Source organism: Halomonas sp. N3-2A, assembly GCF_002216165.1.
In the GTDB taxonomy this organism is placed as follows: Bacteria; Pseudomonadota; Gammaproteobacteria; order Pseudomonadales; family Halomonadaceae; genus Vreelandella.
The window spans coordinates 2,804,852-2,821,072 of the sequence record NZ_CP022286.1; the positions used below are offsets into that span (position 1 = coordinate 2,804,852).

Annotated in this window: 13 protein-coding genes; 9 read left to right on the top strand and 4 right to left on the bottom strand. The window is 54.8% G+C overall.

Features of this window, described 5'->3' with window-relative positions; genetic code table 11:
* Positions 1-5 precede the first annotated feature (5 nt).
* Positions 6-2,243 carry a glycosyltransferase gene (locus tag CEK60_RS13140; RefSeq protein ID WP_089039394.1) on the bottom strand — a complete coding sequence of 746 codons (2,238 nt, stop codon included), beginning with the start codon at positions 2,241-2,243 and terminating at the stop codon, positions 6-8.
* 51 nt (positions 2,244-2,294) lie between these two features.
* Positions 2,295-2,723 carry a secondary thiamine-phosphate synthase enzyme YjbQ gene (locus tag CEK60_RS13145; RefSeq protein ID WP_089039395.1) on the bottom strand — a complete coding sequence of 143 codons (429 nt, stop codon included), beginning with the start codon at positions 2,721-2,723 and terminating at the stop codon, positions 2,295-2,297.
* 227 nt (positions 2,724-2,950) lie between these two features.
* Between CEK60_RS13145 and CEK60_RS13150 the strand changes: the two genes are divergently transcribed.
* Positions 2,951-3,466 carry a lipocalin family protein gene (locus tag CEK60_RS13150; protein ID WP_089040923.1) on the top strand — a complete coding sequence of 172 codons (516 nt, stop codon included), beginning with the start codon at positions 2,951-2,953 and terminating at the stop codon, positions 3,464-3,466.
* A 17-nt stretch (positions 3,467-3,483) separates the two neighbouring features.
* A complete protein-coding gene (locus CEK60_RS13155; RefSeq protein WP_089039396.1) occupies positions 3,484-4,557 on the top strand; it encodes a tartrate dehydrogenase in 1,074 nt (357 codons plus the stop codon).
* 64 nt (positions 4,558-4,621) lie between these two features.
* Here CEK60_RS13155 and wrbA read toward each other — a convergent pair whose 3' ends face one another.
* Positions 4,622-5,221, bottom strand: a complete 600-nt coding sequence (gene wrbA / locus CEK60_RS13160) for an NAD(P)H:quinone oxidoreductase (protein ID WP_089039397.1) — start codon at positions 5,219-5,221, stop codon at positions 4,622-4,624.
* A gap of 315 nt (positions 5,222-5,536) precedes the next feature.
* Between wrbA and CEK60_RS13165 the strand changes: the two genes are divergently transcribed.
* The 5 genes from CEK60_RS13165 to CEK60_RS13185 all read left to right on the top strand — a co-directional run bounded on the left by CEK60_RS13165 (position 5,537) and on the right by CEK60_RS13185 (position 9,932).
* Positions 5,537-6,520: a succinylglutamate desuccinylase gene (locus CEK60_RS13165; RefSeq protein ID WP_089039398.1), complete on the top strand. Its 984-nt coding sequence runs from the start codon at positions 5,537-5,539 to the stop codon at positions 6,518-6,520.
* A gap of 237 nt (positions 6,521-6,757) precedes the next feature.
* On the top strand, positions 6,758-7,528 hold the full coding sequence (locus CEK60_RS13170; protein WP_089039399.1) for an ABC transporter ATP-binding protein: 771 nt from the start codon (positions 6,758-6,760) through the stop codon (positions 7,526-7,528).
* Between the two features lie 15 nt (positions 7,529-7,543).
* Positions 7,544-8,245 carry an ABC transporter permease gene (locus CEK60_RS13175; protein WP_089039400.1) on the top strand — a complete coding sequence of 234 codons (702 nt, stop codon included), beginning with the start codon at positions 7,544-7,546 and terminating at the stop codon, positions 8,243-8,245.
* A 1-nt stretch (position 8,246) separates the two neighbouring features.
* Complete coding sequence (locus CEK60_RS13180; RefSeq protein ID WP_089039401.1) at positions 8,247-8,978, top strand: ABC transporter permease; 732 nt, start codon at positions 8,247-8,249, stop codon at positions 8,976-8,978.
* Positions 8,979-9,161: 183 nt separating this feature from the next.
* On the top strand, positions 9,162-9,932 hold the full coding sequence (locus tag CEK60_RS13185; RefSeq protein ID WP_089039402.1) for a transporter substrate-binding domain-containing protein: 771 nt from the start codon (positions 9,162-9,164) through the stop codon (positions 9,930-9,932).
* Positions 9,933-10,262: 330 nt separating this feature from the next.
* Here the strand turns inward: CEK60_RS13185 and CEK60_RS13190 are convergent, their stop codons facing one another.
* Entirely contained in the window at positions 10,263-12,992 is a 2,730-nt protein-coding gene (locus tag CEK60_RS13190) for an AAA family ATPase (protein ID WP_089039403.1), read from the bottom strand.
* Between the two features lie 215 nt (positions 12,993-13,207).
* Here CEK60_RS13190 and CEK60_RS13195 point away from each other — a divergent pair, with 215 nt between their 5' ends.
* Both CEK60_RS13195 and CEK60_RS13200 read left to right on the top strand, forming a co-directional pair.
* Entirely contained in the window at positions 13,208-14,500 is a 1,293-nt protein-coding gene (locus tag CEK60_RS13195; RefSeq protein ID WP_089039404.1) for a serine hydrolase domain-containing protein, read from the top strand.
* Positions 14,497-16,173 (top strand): ShlB/FhaC/HecB family hemolysin secretion/activation protein, encoded by a 1,677-nt coding sequence (locus tag CEK60_RS13200; protein ID WP_157698038.1) that lies wholly within the window; start codon positions 14,497-14,499, stop codon positions 16,171-16,173. The genes CEK60_RS13195 and CEK60_RS13200 overlap by 4 nt, the downstream gene beginning before the upstream one ends.
* Positions 16,174-16,221 lie beyond the last annotated feature (48 nt).

The following is a 16,221-nucleotide window of genomic DNA, read 5'->3' on the forward strand; positions in this document are numbered from 1 at the left end:
AGGGGCTATTTCGCGTAATACTTGGCCAGTACCTCGGCATAGAAATGCGCGACCGCTCCTGCAAACTTAGCGATATCATAGTCGCTAGCAAATATTTTTGCCTGCTTGCCCAGGGTAACCCTCAACGCATTATCCTCGGCTAACGCCATCACCCGCTGCCCCCACTTTTGCCGATTTTGCGGCGTTTTATAGCCGTTAAAGCCATCACGCACTACGTCATCAATACCACTAGAGCGTACCGCAACGACTGGCAAGCCAGCGGCCATCGCTTCTAAAACCACCATGCCTTGAGTTTCAGAAGCAGATGCAAACACAAAGATGTCGCCTAAGTGGTAATAGCGTGCCATATCCTCCGGCGGCACAGCGCCCACCAAGGTCACCTGCTCCTGCAACGCCAACGCTTCTATATGCTGCTGAATGGTTTGTCGGTCTGGGCCATCACCAATTAACAACAAGCGCAACGACTGGCCCCCCTGGCTTTTCAACTCCGCCAATGCCTCCAGCATAAAACCAATATTTTTTTCTTGGCTAATTCTCGAGACACTCACCAACACCGTATCGGCTGGGTCGATGGAAAGCTGATGGCGCAGCTGTTCCAACGCATCACGATCTGTGTCGGCGAATCGCGCCGCATCAATGCCCGTAGGCTGTATCAGCGTCGGTGTTTTCACCCCAATCATGCGCAGATACTCTTCTGCCGAGTAAGTGGGCACGATGACGCCTTGGCAACGGTTAGAGAAGTGTTTGATCAACGCATGGGAAATCAAATTACGAAACAGAGCCCCAGGAAGCGGCACAAAGTGTGCGTAATGCTCTAACCGTGTGTGATAGGTATAGACAACCGGCACACGTAGGCGCCGCCCCATCCATAGCCCCATCGACCCCAGCCAAAAAGGATGATGGACATGGATAATATCCGGTTTAAAGCGCTGCAGGCAGCGGCGAAAACGTGCACTAAACGGATTGGTCAAACGGAACTCACGCTTTTCACCAAAGGCCATCACAGTGGGTACACGCAAGATCGTATCATCGTCTTGCCACGCTTCTCGATAACGGGGCACCAACAACTGCACCTGATGTTTTAACTCGCTAAGCCCTTGACGAAGTCGCTCCACGGAAACCGACACACCGGATACAAACGGGAAGTAGTTATTCGATATCATCGCCACCCGCAGGGGCTTCTCCAGATACGGTGTTGGATCGATATCAAAATCTGGGTAATAGTGGCGCTCTTCAAAAATCAGTCGGTACAAGCGCATCGCCAATAGTGACAACACTCCGACAATGAGCAGGAAGCGAGGGTAGCTGACGTAAAAAAACGCATAAACCGTTGAGGCAACGCTACTTAGCATACGCCACCAGCCTGGACTATCCACATTCAGCCGAACGGGCGTTATTGTCACATTTTCGCCATTTACCTCGACCACCACATAGTGATGAAACCTGTCATTTGCATCCATCAAAATGCCGCCAGCACCACCCGTGGTGACGTAATCCACTCCGCTCACCGTTTGGTGTGAATAAAGCGACAGGTTTGCCGAAAACACGCTGTCCACCGCGTACTGCTCCGACAGGCGCATAATACCTTCACTCAACCGTGGATCATTGAGGTAATTATCGGCTTCAAATAAGGGCGCATCGCTAATCACGTTATGCAGTGGCAAGCCAATGAACAAAAACCGATGCTGCGCTTCCGAGGCAGCCAGCTCGCGCTCTAACCAATCTAGCTGCCATGAGGTAGACGACTTCCCCGTGCCATCCAAAAAGATAAAATGGCTGTTACCCGCAACGAAGGAATAAAAATGCGGGCCAAAGTATTCATAGAAAAGATAACTGCCAAAATCACTGTTTTCATGGGCACCATACGTCAGCACATACGGCACGTTTAACTGCTCTAGGCTTTGGTAAATCGCCTTGTAACTCTCCTGCTGCCCCCCACTCACCGCGTTCCCCGCTGACACCATAAAATCAATATCGCTGTGGTTCAGCCTGGGAATAATTTCATCCTGAAACACATTCACTGAATTATTGATATTACCTACCACCGCAAAACGGTAGGAGCTTCGTTCAGCGAGTTGCTCACGGATATCCGCCACTTCCCTAGTGTGCAATGCCTCAAATTCAGGCTTAGCGACATAGAGCCATATTTGGTGAGTAATCAGCCCTGCCACCAGCGCGAGGTTGAGCACAAACAGCAGTCTCAGCCAGCGCTGACGAGTCAGGCGAAAAGAGCGTCGAAGCATGTAGAGGCGCTTATTGAAAAGAAGTCGTTAGAAAAGAAAAAAATCGGATGTTCAATTTGCTTCACGGCCGTTTATCGTTGCCAACAAACGACGCGAACCACCCTGCTCACGGTGTTCTCCCATCCATATTCCTTGCCAGGTGCCCAGCGCCAAACGGCCATCACGTACGGCTAGCGTTAGCTGAGTACCCAGTAAGCTAGAGGCGACATGAGCAGGCATATCATCGGGGCCTTCAAGGGTGTGGCGAAAATAGTTTAGTCCTTCAGGTACTAAGCGGCGAATAAAGGCATCCAGATCGTGACGGACGTCAGGATCAGAGTTTTCATTTAATGTAAGTGAGGCAGAAGTATGCATTAACTGCAGGTGCAGTAGCCCTTGACTGCACTCGGCCAAGCACGGTAGTGCCCTAGCGATCTCATCCGTAATTAGATGAAAGCCCCTGGGCATTACCGGTAAGTGAATCTCTTGTTGATGCCACATAAACACTCCTTTGTTGTAGGTATTGTAAGGGCTTATTCGGTACAGAAATACCATAACCTATTTCTGCTTCTTGCCGGTTAAAGAGATGCCACAGGAAACCCTTCATAGCACTCATTTAGCCATCCTGATAGATTTAACACTTATTATCCCATGCAGGTCATTAGGAGCGTGTAATGCTCACTGCCGCACGAACACCAGGCAAGAAAGTGGGGAAAATCATTGGGCTTATGGCCCTCAGCAGCCTTGTATTAACGGGCTGCACCGGCATTCCTGACGGCACTGAGCCTGTCACAGGCTTTGAACTTAACCGCTATTTAGGTCAGTGGTATGAAATCGCCCGCCTGGATCACTCCTTTGAGCGAAACTTAGACTGCGTAACGGCCAGCTACAGCCTACGTGACGATGGCGGCGTGCGCGTTATCAACCGGGGCTACAATCTCACAGAGCAAGAGTGGAATGACGCTGAAGGCCGCGCCTACTTTATTGACGAAGAAAGCATCGGGCGGTTAAAAGTCAGCTTCTTTGGCCCTTTTTATGGCGGCTATAACGTTTTAGAACTGGATGAAGACTATCAGTGGGCGCTGGTATCAGGCCCCAACCGCGATTACCTATGGATTCTCTCGCGTACGCCAGTCATGGAAAGCGCGGTGGAAGAGCGACTGCGCCAGCGCGCCGCCGAGCTTAATTTCCCTACTAATGAATTGATTGACGTCGTACAAGATCATACCTGTCCCGAACGCTAACCACAGAAGGAGCCACTATGGCCCACCGCATTGCAGTCATCGCTGGTGACGGTATTGGCACCGAAGTCATGCCCGAAGGCATTCGCGCCCTGGAAGCTGCCGCACAGCGTTTCAACATTGACCTAGCATTCACAACATTTGAATTTGGCAGCTGTGACTACTATCTAGCGCACGGCAAAATGCTGCCCGACGACTGGTTCGAGCAGCTCAAGGATTTTGATGCACTGTTTTACGGTGCCGTCGGCTGGCCCGACAAAGTGCCCGACCATATTTCGCTGTGGGGCTCGTTGCTACAGTTTCGTCGCCAGTTTGACCAGTACATCAACTTACGCCCCTGCAAACTGATGCCGGGCATCAAAAGTCCATTAGCAGGCCGCGAGCCAGGCGATATCGACTTTTACGTAGTGCGCGAAAACACCGAAGGCGAGTATTCAAGTGTCGGCGGCAAAATGTTCGAAGGCACCGAGCGTGAAATTGTTCTTCAAGAGACGGTGATGAGCCGCGTCGGCGTCGACCGAGTTCTGAAGTATGCGTTTGATCTTGCGCAAACCCGTCCGCGTAAAAAGCTCACCTCGGCCACCAAGTCCAACGGCATCTCAATCACCATGCCCTACTGGGACGAGCGGGTAGCCGAAATGGCCAAGCAGTATCCCGACATTGCGGTGGATAAATTTCACATTGATATCCTAACCGCTAACTTTGTGCTGCACCCAGACTGGTTTGATGTGGTGGTCGGCAGTAACCTGTTTGGCGATATTCTTTCAGACCTTGGCCCCGCCTGCACCGGCACTATCGGCATTGCGCCCTCTGCTAATATCAACCCGGAAGGCACGTTCCCCAGCCTGTTTGAACCGGTTCACGGCAGCGCACCAGACATCGCTGGCAAAGGTATTGCTAACCCGATTGGCCAAATCTGGTCCGGTGCCATGATGCTAGAGCACCTGGGCCATCAAGAAGCCGCCGACACGATGGTGAAAGCCATTGAAGACGTGTTGAGCGAAGGCAATAGCCAAGTACTCACAAAAGATATTGGCGGGCTAGGCAATACGCTAAGTCTAGGTCAAGCGATTGCTGAACGTATTCGCGGCTAACTAAACAATGCCTCACTGTAAAAACAGTGAGGCATTGCGTTTCAAGCGTGTTGGCAAACGGGCGTTAGCTCACCAGCTTCGCAGCAATTTCGGCGACATGCTTACCTTGGAAATGGGCAATTTTTAGCTCGCGATCATCCGGCTGGCGTGAGCCATCGCCGCCGGCAAGCGTGGATGCGCCATAAGGTGTTCCACCGCTCACTTTGGAAATATCAAACTGATCTTCAATACCATAGCCAATTGGCACAATCACCATGCCGTGATGGGCCAACGTTGTCCAAGTGGAGGTAATGGTCATTTCATCACCGCCGCCAGTCCCGGTAGAGGTAAACACACTCGCCACCTTGCCGCGCAGCGCGCCCTTGGCCCACAACCCACCGGTTTGATCTAAGAAGGTACGCATCTGACCAGCCATATTGCCGAACCGCGTTGGCGTGCCAAAAATGATTGCGTCGTAGTCAGCAAGCTCCTGTGGCGTCGCTTCTGGCGTCGTGAAGTCCTGCTTACCGCCAGCGTTCTTGAAGGCTTCTGCTGGCATAGTCTCAGGCACACGTTTAACGGTAACTTCCACACCATCAACGCTTTCAGCGCCCTCTGCCACCGCGGCAGCTAGCGTATCAATATGCCCATACATGGAATAATAAAGAACTAATACCTTTGCCATTACCCACTCCTTGTAGTGTTTTCTGGTAGCGCTGTGTCTTGCCCGTCTCAGGTTTATGAAACGGGCTTATGAAAATCTGTTAATAAAATAGCTCAGCTTAGCGTAGAAAAAAGCGAATGTTTTCGATGCTCTCCTTCGATTTTATCGATTAGCACCCTTTCATATACAACAATGAGCATGGATACTTTTACGCTTAATTTTCATGTTCGCACCTGCGTTTTTCATGCTATCGACGTCCCCCCTTGTGGTTAAGCTTCAGCGTGTTAAAGGTACAACATTACAAAAAGCTGACGCTCCCTGCTCAAGGAACACTTCATGCTTGGCCAATGGCTTGATTGGACTCTCGATGACAAACACCCTTCTCCACGGTCAGGCCGCTTTGGCAGCGGCACCTACCAATTACATGCACCGGGGATTTTAGAGATAACCCCGGCGACCGTTCATCCAGCGGCTCATGCTTGCGTGTTTTCTGCTGCGATACACGGTAACGAAACAGCCCCCGTGGAACTGTTGGGTAACTGGCTATCTGCGATAGAGGCCGGTACGGTCACCATTGGTGCTCCCGTGCTAGTGATTTTAGGTAATCTACCTGCCTTAAAGGCCCAGCAGAGGTTTATTAAGACGAACCTCAACCGCTTATTTCAGCGCGAACTCGCCGAAACAGGCGAGGAACCAGATAGGGCTCGCGAGCTAATGTCAGCGGTAGACAGTTTTTATAATCGTCATCAGGCGCTGCCTAAACTGCACTACGATTTACACACGGCTATTCGCGGTAGCCTCTATACTCGCTTTGTCGTAGAGCCGTTCGCAGAAACCGTGATCAATCCAGAGCAGTGGGAATGGCTTGCGGCGGCGGATATGCAAGCGGTACTACACCAACACCAGCACAGTTGGACGTTTTCTCACTACAGTAAGCACTACCACGCTGCCCAAGCCTTCACTTTCGAATTAGGCCGCGTTGCGCCCTTTGGAGAAAACGATATGGCGGCATTAGCGCCGATGTTAACGCTTATTAGCGCGCTTAGCGCTGGGGAGCAGCCACCTAAAAAGCCCGCTAAAACAATGAGATTTTTCCAAGTTCAACATGAGCTAATGCGTCAGGCAGAAACCTTTTGTCTCTGTTTCGATGAAGATGTCCCCAATTTCAGCCGTTTTGAGCCGGGCACTTGTCTCGCCAAAGATAGCGTCGCAGGTGATTTTATTGTTGGGGACACGCCTTTACATGTGGTATTTCCCAACGCAAAGGTTGAGATTGGCGCACGGGCAGCACTGCTAGTCGCCCCCACTCACGCCAGCTAACGAGTCACGCACCACATCAATAAAATTTGTTAAAAATGCTTTAACAACAATAACGTAGAGGCTTTTCAAGGCTTATCAATGTGTATTAAACAAACGTTTTTCTTATTAATCGCATAAGGAAAGCACGCAATACGCACAAGGCCTGATAGAATCGCCCCTTTTTTCGCGCTAGCCGCCTATCAAGCACATGTTTTAAACCTGTTGCTGTAGCGGCAACCCTGTACTGGAGCCACTGTTATGGCTGATACGCCTACCCCCCTTGAAGTGCGCAATATAAAAAAGCGCTTTGGCGATACAGAAGTTCTCAAAGGCCTCTCTCTCGAAGCTCAAAAGGGTGATGTCATCACTCTGATAGGTGCATCGGGGTCTGGCAAAAGTACCTTCTTGCGCTGTATGAACCTCTTGGAACAACCTGACGAGGGTGAATTGTTCGTTCATGGCGAGCAGATTCGCTTTAAAACGACCAAACATGGCCGCGAACCTGCCGATTGGAAACAAGTCGTGCAAATGCGTGCCAAGCTGTCGATGGTTTTCCAGAGCTTCAACCTATGGGCCCACATGACATTGCTTGAGAACATTATCGAAGCACCTATTCATGTCCTGGGAAAACCCAAAAAAGAAGCTGTCGAACACGCACGTGCACTGCTCGAGCGCGTTGGGCTAAGCGCACGCGCTGATGCCTACCCAGCGCAAATGTCGGGTGGACAGCAGCAGCGCGGCGCAATTGCCCGAGCGCTCGCGATGGATCCCGAAGTAATGCTGTTCGATGAGCCAACGTCGGCGCTTGACCCAGAACTGGTCGGCGACGTTTTGAAAGTAATGCACGGCTTAGCCGATGAAGGGCGCACCATGGTGGTGGTCACTCACGAGATGAGTTTTGCCCGCGATGTATCCAGCAAAGTGATTTACCTGCACCAAGGCTTGGTAGAAGAAGCTGGCGCGCCTGCTGATGTACTGGGCAATCCGCAATCACCGCGCTTAAAGCAATTTCTGGCCCCCAAATATTGATCAGCGAGGCACACCATGCTTGATTTGCAAGGTTATGGCCCCCGCCTGATCGAAGGGGCGGGCGTTACCATTCAATTAGCGGTTCTATCGCTTATTCTAGCCATTGTGCTTGGCTTGTTAACAGCGACTGCCAAAATGTCACGCAGCTGGCTCCTGCACCGCACTGCGACGGTATACACCACCGTTATTCGCGGCGTACCAGACTTGGTGCTGATGATGCTGCTGTTCTTTGGTGGTCAGATCGGTGTTAACGCCATTAGCGATATGCTTTATGACCATTATGACATTGATATCTATATTAATTTCAATGCGTTCGCGGCGGGTGTTCTCACTATTGGGTTCATTTTTGGCGCTTACATGGGTGAAACCTTCCGCGGCGCTTTCATGGCAGTGGATAACGGCCAGATTGAAGCGGGAAAAGCGTACGGTATGAGCAGTGCGTTGGTATTTCGGCGTATTCGCTTTCCGCAAATGATGCGCCACGCACTCCCTGGCTTATCTAACAACTGGATGGTGCTGCTTAAAACAACGGCACTGGTATCAGTGATCGGTTTGACAGATATGGTTCGCGTCGCTGCGGAGGCTTCCCGAGCCACCCATGAACCCTTTACTTTCTTACTTCCCGTCGCAGCGGCTTACTTGCTGATTGCTAGCGTATCCGAGTGGATCTTCGTGCGGCTACAAAAACGTTACGACATTGGCTTTGGGGGGCAATGAGATGCTGGATATTTCTGCGTGGTTCAACGACCTGCTAGCTGGCAACGTAATTTTCACCCCAGATACGTTAGGCTACTACTGGGAAGGGCTAGTCACGACAACCCAACTGGTATTCCTTTCTTTGGTAGCGGGCTTAATACTGGCAGTGCCACTTGCCGTTATGCGCAGCTCAAAGCATAAATGGATTAGTTTACCCATCTATTTTTACACCTATGTCTTTCGTGGCACGCCACTGCTGATTCAGCTATATATCATCTACTATGGCGTGGTGTTTGTTGACGGTATCCAAGAAACATTTTTGTGGCCAATCCTTCGGGAAGCTTTCTACCCCGCGCTGATTGCCTTCACGCTTAATACGGCGGCCTATACGACTGAGATTTTCCGAGGGGCTATCAAAGCGACATCCAAAGGGGAAATTGAAGCTGCCAGGGCTTACGGCATGTCACAAAACCTGATGATGCGGCGTATTATTCTGCCCAGCGCTTTCCGACGTGCCCTGCCCGCCTATGGCAACGAAGTTATCTTTATGCTGCATGCCAGCGCCATTGCCAGCGTCGTCACGCTAATGGATCTGACAGGGGCTGCACGCTTCGTTTATGCCCGCTTCTACGCACCGTTTGATGCTTTCTTATTTGTAGCAGTGATCTATCTTTGCCTCACATTTGCCATTTTGTACTTCTTCCGTTTCCTGGAGAAAAAGCTGTTGGCCCACTTAAGGCCGCAAAATAACTAGCATCACGAGAACCGTATCAAGAGCACTTAACAACAAAAGCATCGAGTGATAAAAACAGCCCCGTTTGTTGCACCGTCAAACAAACGTTGGTTCATAGCAACGCTCCCTCTTTTCGTTCGCCCCAACCTAGGGTACGTTAAAGGGGATCACCTCTAGTGAACCTGCTTTCTACGGAGTATAAGAATGAAGAAATTACTAACAGTATCTGTGCTTGGTTTAGCCATTGCCGCGGCCTCTTCTGCCCAGGCGCGGGATTACGACCATGTACGTATTGGCGTCGACGTTCCCTATGAACCAATGGAATACCGCACCGCCGATGGTGAACTGACTGGTTTTGATATCGACCTTGGCAACGCCCTATGTGATCAGATGGGTGTGACCTGTGAGTGGGTCGAGCAAGAGTGGGATGGCATTGTTCCTGGCCTTCTATCGCGCAACTACGATGCCATTATGTCGTCGATGACCATCAATGAAGAGCGGCGCCAGACACTGCTCTTCTCCGACCCCTATATCACCATGCCCGGCGCTTGGTTCGCTCCAGCAGACAGCGACCTAGAAGAGGCTACAGTGGAAACCCTTGAGGGTTTATCCATTGGCGTACAGCGCGGCACCACCTATGACAACTTCGCCACCGATACCCTCGGCGACACCGCGACTATCAACCGCTACTCCACCGCCGATGATATGGTGCTGGATATGGACGCCGAGCGTCTGGACGCTGTCTTCCTGGAGTTTTCAGTAGGCAAATCTACCCTGCTTGAAAACGAAGATAGCGACTACAAAGTAGTCGGCGAGATGGTTACCGAGCCCAAGGAAGTTTTCGGTGAAGGTTTTGGTATCGCCTTCCGCCAGCGTGACGAAGCACTCGCTGAGAAATTCAACGAAGCCCTTGCTGAATTGAAAGAAAACGGCACTTACGACGAAATTTTCGCTCGCTACTTTGGCGAAGAGTAAGCGCTAGCAGCCTGTGTATGCCTCCCCATCTCGGGGAGGCTTATACCGCGAGAAGCTATCATGCACACTTAGCTTCTTTTCTTCTTTCAGCGCCATTCTGGTTGCAATTGCCAGCTCTAGGCGCACTTCCCCTCCCAGGTACTAGCGGCGATATCACCTGCTTTTAGCTGAACGAATGGTTCGACGAATAGCCTTCCCCTCTTTGCCCCCGTGCCACCTAACGCCTCTAGCGTGATTGTGTAATGCACAATTTTGAACACAAAAGCTGAGATTTAATTGCTGCAAAGCGACTCGTTCCGCAACTGCCGAGGCCAACTTTTGTACCCGCTCTCACGTGACCAGTTCGACCCTGCCCTGCGCCCGCGCTACGGCTTCGGCATGGGCGAGCGCTCGGCTGGCAATATCGGGGCGTCCCGCCTTTTGAGCCAGTCCCGCACGCAGTCGGTGAAGCTCGGCCAAGCACCAGCGTTCGCCGCTCGCCCGGACGATTGCGAAAGCCTGACGCAAGGCATGCATTCCAGCGACTGGATCACCCATATTTCCCGCGACCTCTGCGGCGAGCCCGTGGCCAAAAGGTAGCGTGACCCTCACGCCCATCGAGTTGAAAGCCGAGAGCCCCACTGCAATCCGCGAGGCCCCGACTGTATCGCCGGCCATTGCCTGCGCCCAGCCCGCCAGCATCTCACCTGCGTCGCCCCAAACGGGCACCGCCTCACTCCGGCACAGGGCAACAAGCGCTTCAGCCCGCTCGCGGGTCAGCCCGACATCGCTACGGAGACGCGCACAGACCGCCCCGCACCAGAGCATCTGGGCGCGCCCAAAGGCGGTGCCCAGTCGGTCGGCGCGCGCACTGCCAGCGGTAAAGTGCCGCTCAGCCTCTACCGAGGCACCAGTCAGTTCAGCGACACAGGCCGCGTACTGGCGACATACAACCTCTGGGTCCTCACCGAAGAGGACATTACCGTTCTGTTCGGCATGGCGGGGGGCGATTTCCAGCACGGCGGCGATTTCTGCGGCGCAAGCCGGTAAAGCGCCGGTGAAAAACCGAGTCTGCCCGACAGCGTTATGGGCTACCATCGCCATATGGGCCGGTGCATGCCCTGCGAGAGCCTGCAGCCCTAGCGCGAGATCTTCGGCGCGGGTCAGTTCAGCCCGCGTCAGGTGATCGTTCCAAAGCCCTGCGAGAACCGGGATCGTCGTAGCGGGATCGCCGACCTCGGCAGCTAGTTGCCCCGCGCGGCGGTAAACCTCCCGAAGCTCTTCCGCAGTAAAGCCATCCGAGACAATGAGCGCCGCGCCAAGCCCAAGCAGGGCATCGAGTTCAGTCGCGCGGTCGGCCTCAGGGTTCGTCGTACCAGCCCCGCTGCCTCGGGTCAGCAGGTCCCGTGCTCTGCGGAACTGCTCTGCGGCATCCATGGAGGCACCACGCGCCTGCGCACGCCACCCCGACAGCACACGATAGCGTGCGGCACGCGGCCAGTCGGCGCCGCGTTCAAAGTGATCGGCCAGTACGGGGGCAATCTCACCCGCTGCATTACCGTGGCTGGCCTCCAGCCGCAGACCGACCCTTCGGTGCGTGCCTTGCCTGTTCGCTGCCGGCAACCCATCGTAGAGCGCTTCGTGATGTAGCGCGTGCCGGAAGGCATAGCGCGTGGCCACCGATCCGTCGGGTCGATAGCTGAGGCCCGCACGGGTGATGAATCGTCGGTTTCGGGCGAGGAGTTCTAGCTGCCGCTCCGCCGCCTCCACCCCGTCGCGGTTGTCGGCCAGGTCAATCGCGGAAAAGTTCGATCCCGCTACACTGGCGGTTTCAAGCAAGCTGCGCTCCTCAGCCAGCAGGCGGCTAGTGCGTTCAGTCTCGATCAGGGTACGGACACTGGGGGCGATGGCTGCGACCAACGCTTCAGGAGAGCTGGAAAGCTGCCAGCCAGTCTCGTCGCGCCGCACAAGACCTTGCGCCTGCCAAAAGTCTGCCGCCGCATCAACAAGCATGGCATGACCCTCGGTTCGGTAGGCAAGAGTCTGAGCCAAATCAGGAGGAAAAGCGTTACCCTGGAAGCGCTCTGCAAGGCATCCAGACACTGCCGCCTCATCGAGACCACCAAGGGTGATCAACCTGCAGTCTGGCTGCCGACTTAGCTGACTCAGTGTTGCCGCAAGCGTTCCAGCGCGGTCTAGTTCATCATCGCGATAGCTACCCAGCACCAGTAATCGCGCCGGAGTGCGTTGTAGCCCCCAAGCCGCTAGCCAAGCTAGCGTACTGGGGTCTGCCCAGTGCAGATCCTCAAGCACGAGAATACCAGGGCGGCCACGGGTCAGCCGCTCCATCAGCGCGGAGAATTCCCGCAGCATTGAGTCGCGGCGAGTACGGTCCAACGCTTCCGCCTTCGAGCGACGCCCAGGTTGTTGCTTGACCCAAGAGGGAGCGACGAGTGGCAGAAGTCGCGCCAGCGTCCCCCCCTCAGGCCCGGCCATAAGTTGCGTCAACACATCCATCAGCAGCCCGTAGGGCTCGCGTGCGCCAGGGTGCGCAATGGCCTGTCCCCAGGCGACCCACAGCGGTGTGCGCTGGGGTAAACCAGCCTCAAATGCTTCCAGAAGGCGTGTCTTACCGGCCCCTGCCTCGCCCGAAATAAAAGCCAGCGCCCGTCGACCGCGCTTGGCGGCGTCGGCCCTTTCGCTTAGAACTTCCAGCTCTTTATCCCGCCCGAGGCAGAGTACTGTCGATGCCGTTATAAGATCCTCAGACGCAGCGCCGATCAACGAGATCGGACGCGTCAGCCGGTAGCCCCGGCGACCCACTGTCTCGATCAGCCCGGCGTCTTGGGCGCTGTCGTCCAGCATCCGGCGCAATTCGCGGATGCACTGTTTGGGGCCTGCCTCGTTGCCATGGCTATTGCCCCATATCATGCGCCGCAAATCAGCCGTGCTGACCACTTCGCCTTGTTGCTCCACCAATGCCACCAAAACAGACAGCGTCTTGGGACGCAGGCGCATCTGTACTTCGCCGCACAGCAAAATGCCTTCGCTTAGGTTTACCTTGATATCTTTCGAAATCATGCCGTAGGGGGCCTCGGAACTGACTACCCCAGGCCGTAGCGCACGAATGGCGGCAGCCGTTAGGTAAAGGGCATAAGCGGATTAGTAAAGCGCAAATTATACCCACATTGCACCTTAATTGAACTTTACATTTGTTTGTTTGCAATCATAAATGGGCTATCTTCGCTTTCGAAGCAATCCAAGTAGCAAGTGCATAACAAACAAGGGACAGGCACATGACAGCGATCAGACTCCATCACAGAACGGCCCGCCAGTTTCGGCCCAGCCTCTCGGTCTGTGCTGTGGCTTTTGCCCTCGCGGCCCCGGTTACAGCGCAGGCTCAAGATCAGGCGCAGCAGTTCTGCGTGGCCGACCCGGCAGCGGTAACGGCTCGTGCAGCCATCACGCTACCCGACACGCCGCTGCCTGAGACGCTGGCCGACGCCCTTGATGCGGCCACGCTTGGGGCGCTGGACGGGGCCGCTGCGCCGGGGATTATTGCGGGCGTTGTCACACCCGAGGGCAGGTGGAGCGGTGCTTGGGGCGTTGCGGACCCCGAAACCGAGGCTGCGATGGAAGTCGGCATGCATACCCGGATCGGATCGATCACCAAGACCTTCACCGGTACCGCCCTGATGCAACTGGCCGAAGCTGGCAAGCTATCGCTCGACGATACGATCGACCAGTATGTGTCCGGCATTCCCAATGGCGATATCATCACCCTACGCCATCTGGCCAGCATGACCAGCGGCCTGCTGAGCTATACTCAGGCTGACCCTTTCCTTGATCAGTTCTTCGCAGATCCTAACTTGCCTTATACGCCGCAGGAGCTGCTCGATTTTGCCCTCCCCGGTTCACCGATCTTTGCGCCGGGGGAGGAATTCAATTATTCAAACACCAATACCGTGCTGCTGGGCCTCGTGATTGAGCAGGTGACCGGTCAAGATATCGACACTGTCTTTGCTTCGATGATCCTGGAACCACTGGGCCTGACAGAGACCATCGGTCCTGACGGTGCCACCCTTATGCCGACGCCTTATCCGCAGGGATTTACCCTGCAAGGTGATGCTGCCACGCCGACAGCGCCTTCGAACGCGACGCATTGGAATCCGTCTTGGGGATGGACAGCGGGCGGAATGATCTCAACTCTCGACGACCTGCTGGTTTACGGGCGATCCCTCGGCACAGGCAAAGGCCTGTTAAGCGCCGAGACACAGCACCAGCGCCTGCGGTCCTTCCCCGAACCGGCAGGCTACGGCATCGCCATGGGGTGCGTCGACGGCTGGGTCGGCCACACGGGCGAACTGCCGGGTTACAACACGACGGTGTTTTACGACACGACGACAGACACGACGGTAGTCGTCCAGGCTAACAGCGACATCCCTTCGGGCGATTGCGGGGATGAGGACGTGCTACCGAATAACCCAGACGAACTTGCGTGCAGCTCGCCCGCTAGCCGCGTGTTTGAGGCGTTATCCGTCGCCCTCGGGCATCCGTTTTCTATGCCACCGACGGTTCCGGCAGAGTGAGCGCGTTAACATTGCAGCTCCATCCCAGCTGCTCCTCACCCCTTCGCTTGGGCGCACTGGCACTGCTTTGCGCCTGTTACGCGGGCCCGGCCTTTTCACAGGGCTTGCCGAACGTCGACCGTATCCTCTCCGAGCAAACTGTCATTCTACAACGCTATGAACCGCCGCCACAGGTGGGCAGTGTCGCCATTGGCGTGCAGGACGAACGCGACAAGATCGACTTAGATCGCGCCAAAAGCATCCGTTTTCGCTTGAACTCGGTGCACATTGATGGCGCGCGGACTCTACCCTTGCCGGCGTTGACGCCAATCTGGCTGGGCAAAATCGGCACCGAAATTACGCTAGCTGACCTTTACCGCATGGCAGATGCTGTTGACGCGGCCTATCTCGCTGCGGGCTATTTTTCCAAGACAGTGGTGCCGGTGCAGGATTTTTCTGACGGACAGATCCAGCTGCAGGTATTCGAAGGCTATGTCGACCGTATCGAGATCAACAGCAATATCCCCGGCATCGAGAACCGACTGTCCCCTTACCTGCAACGTATTCTCGACATGCACCCGATTCGGGTAAAGGCGGCCGAGCGCGAACTATTGTTAATGAGTGATCTTGCCGGACTGTCGATTGAAGGCACGTTTGTGCGCCCCGAAGGCGCGACGGGCGGCGGAGTGCTGCGGCTGGAGGTCGCACAGCATCGCAGCGCAGGAATGATCGGGCTCGATAATCTGGGATCCGACGCCGTTGGCCCACTACAAATGGCCAGTATGGTGACCCTAAACGATGTCCTGCGCAGGTTCGAGACCACCAACCTAACCGGCGTCATCACACCGCAACACCCTGACCGGATGACACTGCTTCAAATGATGCAAAGCTATCCGATCAGCTCGAACGGGCTTAGCGCGGGCTATAGCGTTGTTTATCTGCGCCAACACCCCGACGGAGGAGCTGGTGCGCCAGACATCGATGTGACATCAGCCATAGGCACGGCGTTTATGTCCTATCCGTTTCTGCGGACGCTGGACAGGTCGCTCTGGGGGCAGGCTGAGCTGACGGTGCGTAACGATGACGTGGACGTTTTTGGCTCGGCCGCTGCCCGCAGCCGGATCCGCTGGGCGACGAACTCACTGCAATATAGCCAGAGCTTTGAGACCTCCGAGATCAACCTCGAAGGAGCGTTGAATCTCGGCACGAACTCGGATATTGATCTGGGCGCGGTGCCAGATGACTTCCACTTTGTTACCGCCGAACTGGACTACACACAGGCGCTCAGCGAGGCGACGACAATGACATTGTTGGCTCGCGGCCAGTACTCTGGCAGGCCCCTGCCGGGGGCTGTTCAGTTCGGCATTGGAGGCGAGACTTATGGCAGAGCCTTCGATAGCGGTACCATCTCTGGCGACAAAGGTGCAGCGGCCTCGGCCCGGGTAAGCCACGAGGTCGATATCGGGCTGGCACTCCTGCCCACGCTTTCAACCTCGGCCTTCGTGGATTACGGCGCAGCCTGGTCCGACGACGTCACCGGACACATGTATCTTGGCTCCTATGGAGTGGGCCTTGGTGGAACGTTAGAAGAACGGCTGAATTTCCAGGTTATCGGTGCGCTTCCTTGGACCCGTTCTGACATAGTGGACGACAAGGGGGGCAAACTAATTTTCCAACTGGCAATGCCCTTCTGATCCGCTAGGAGGTATCGCCTCACCTGTCGCGCCACCCATCCCACAGGA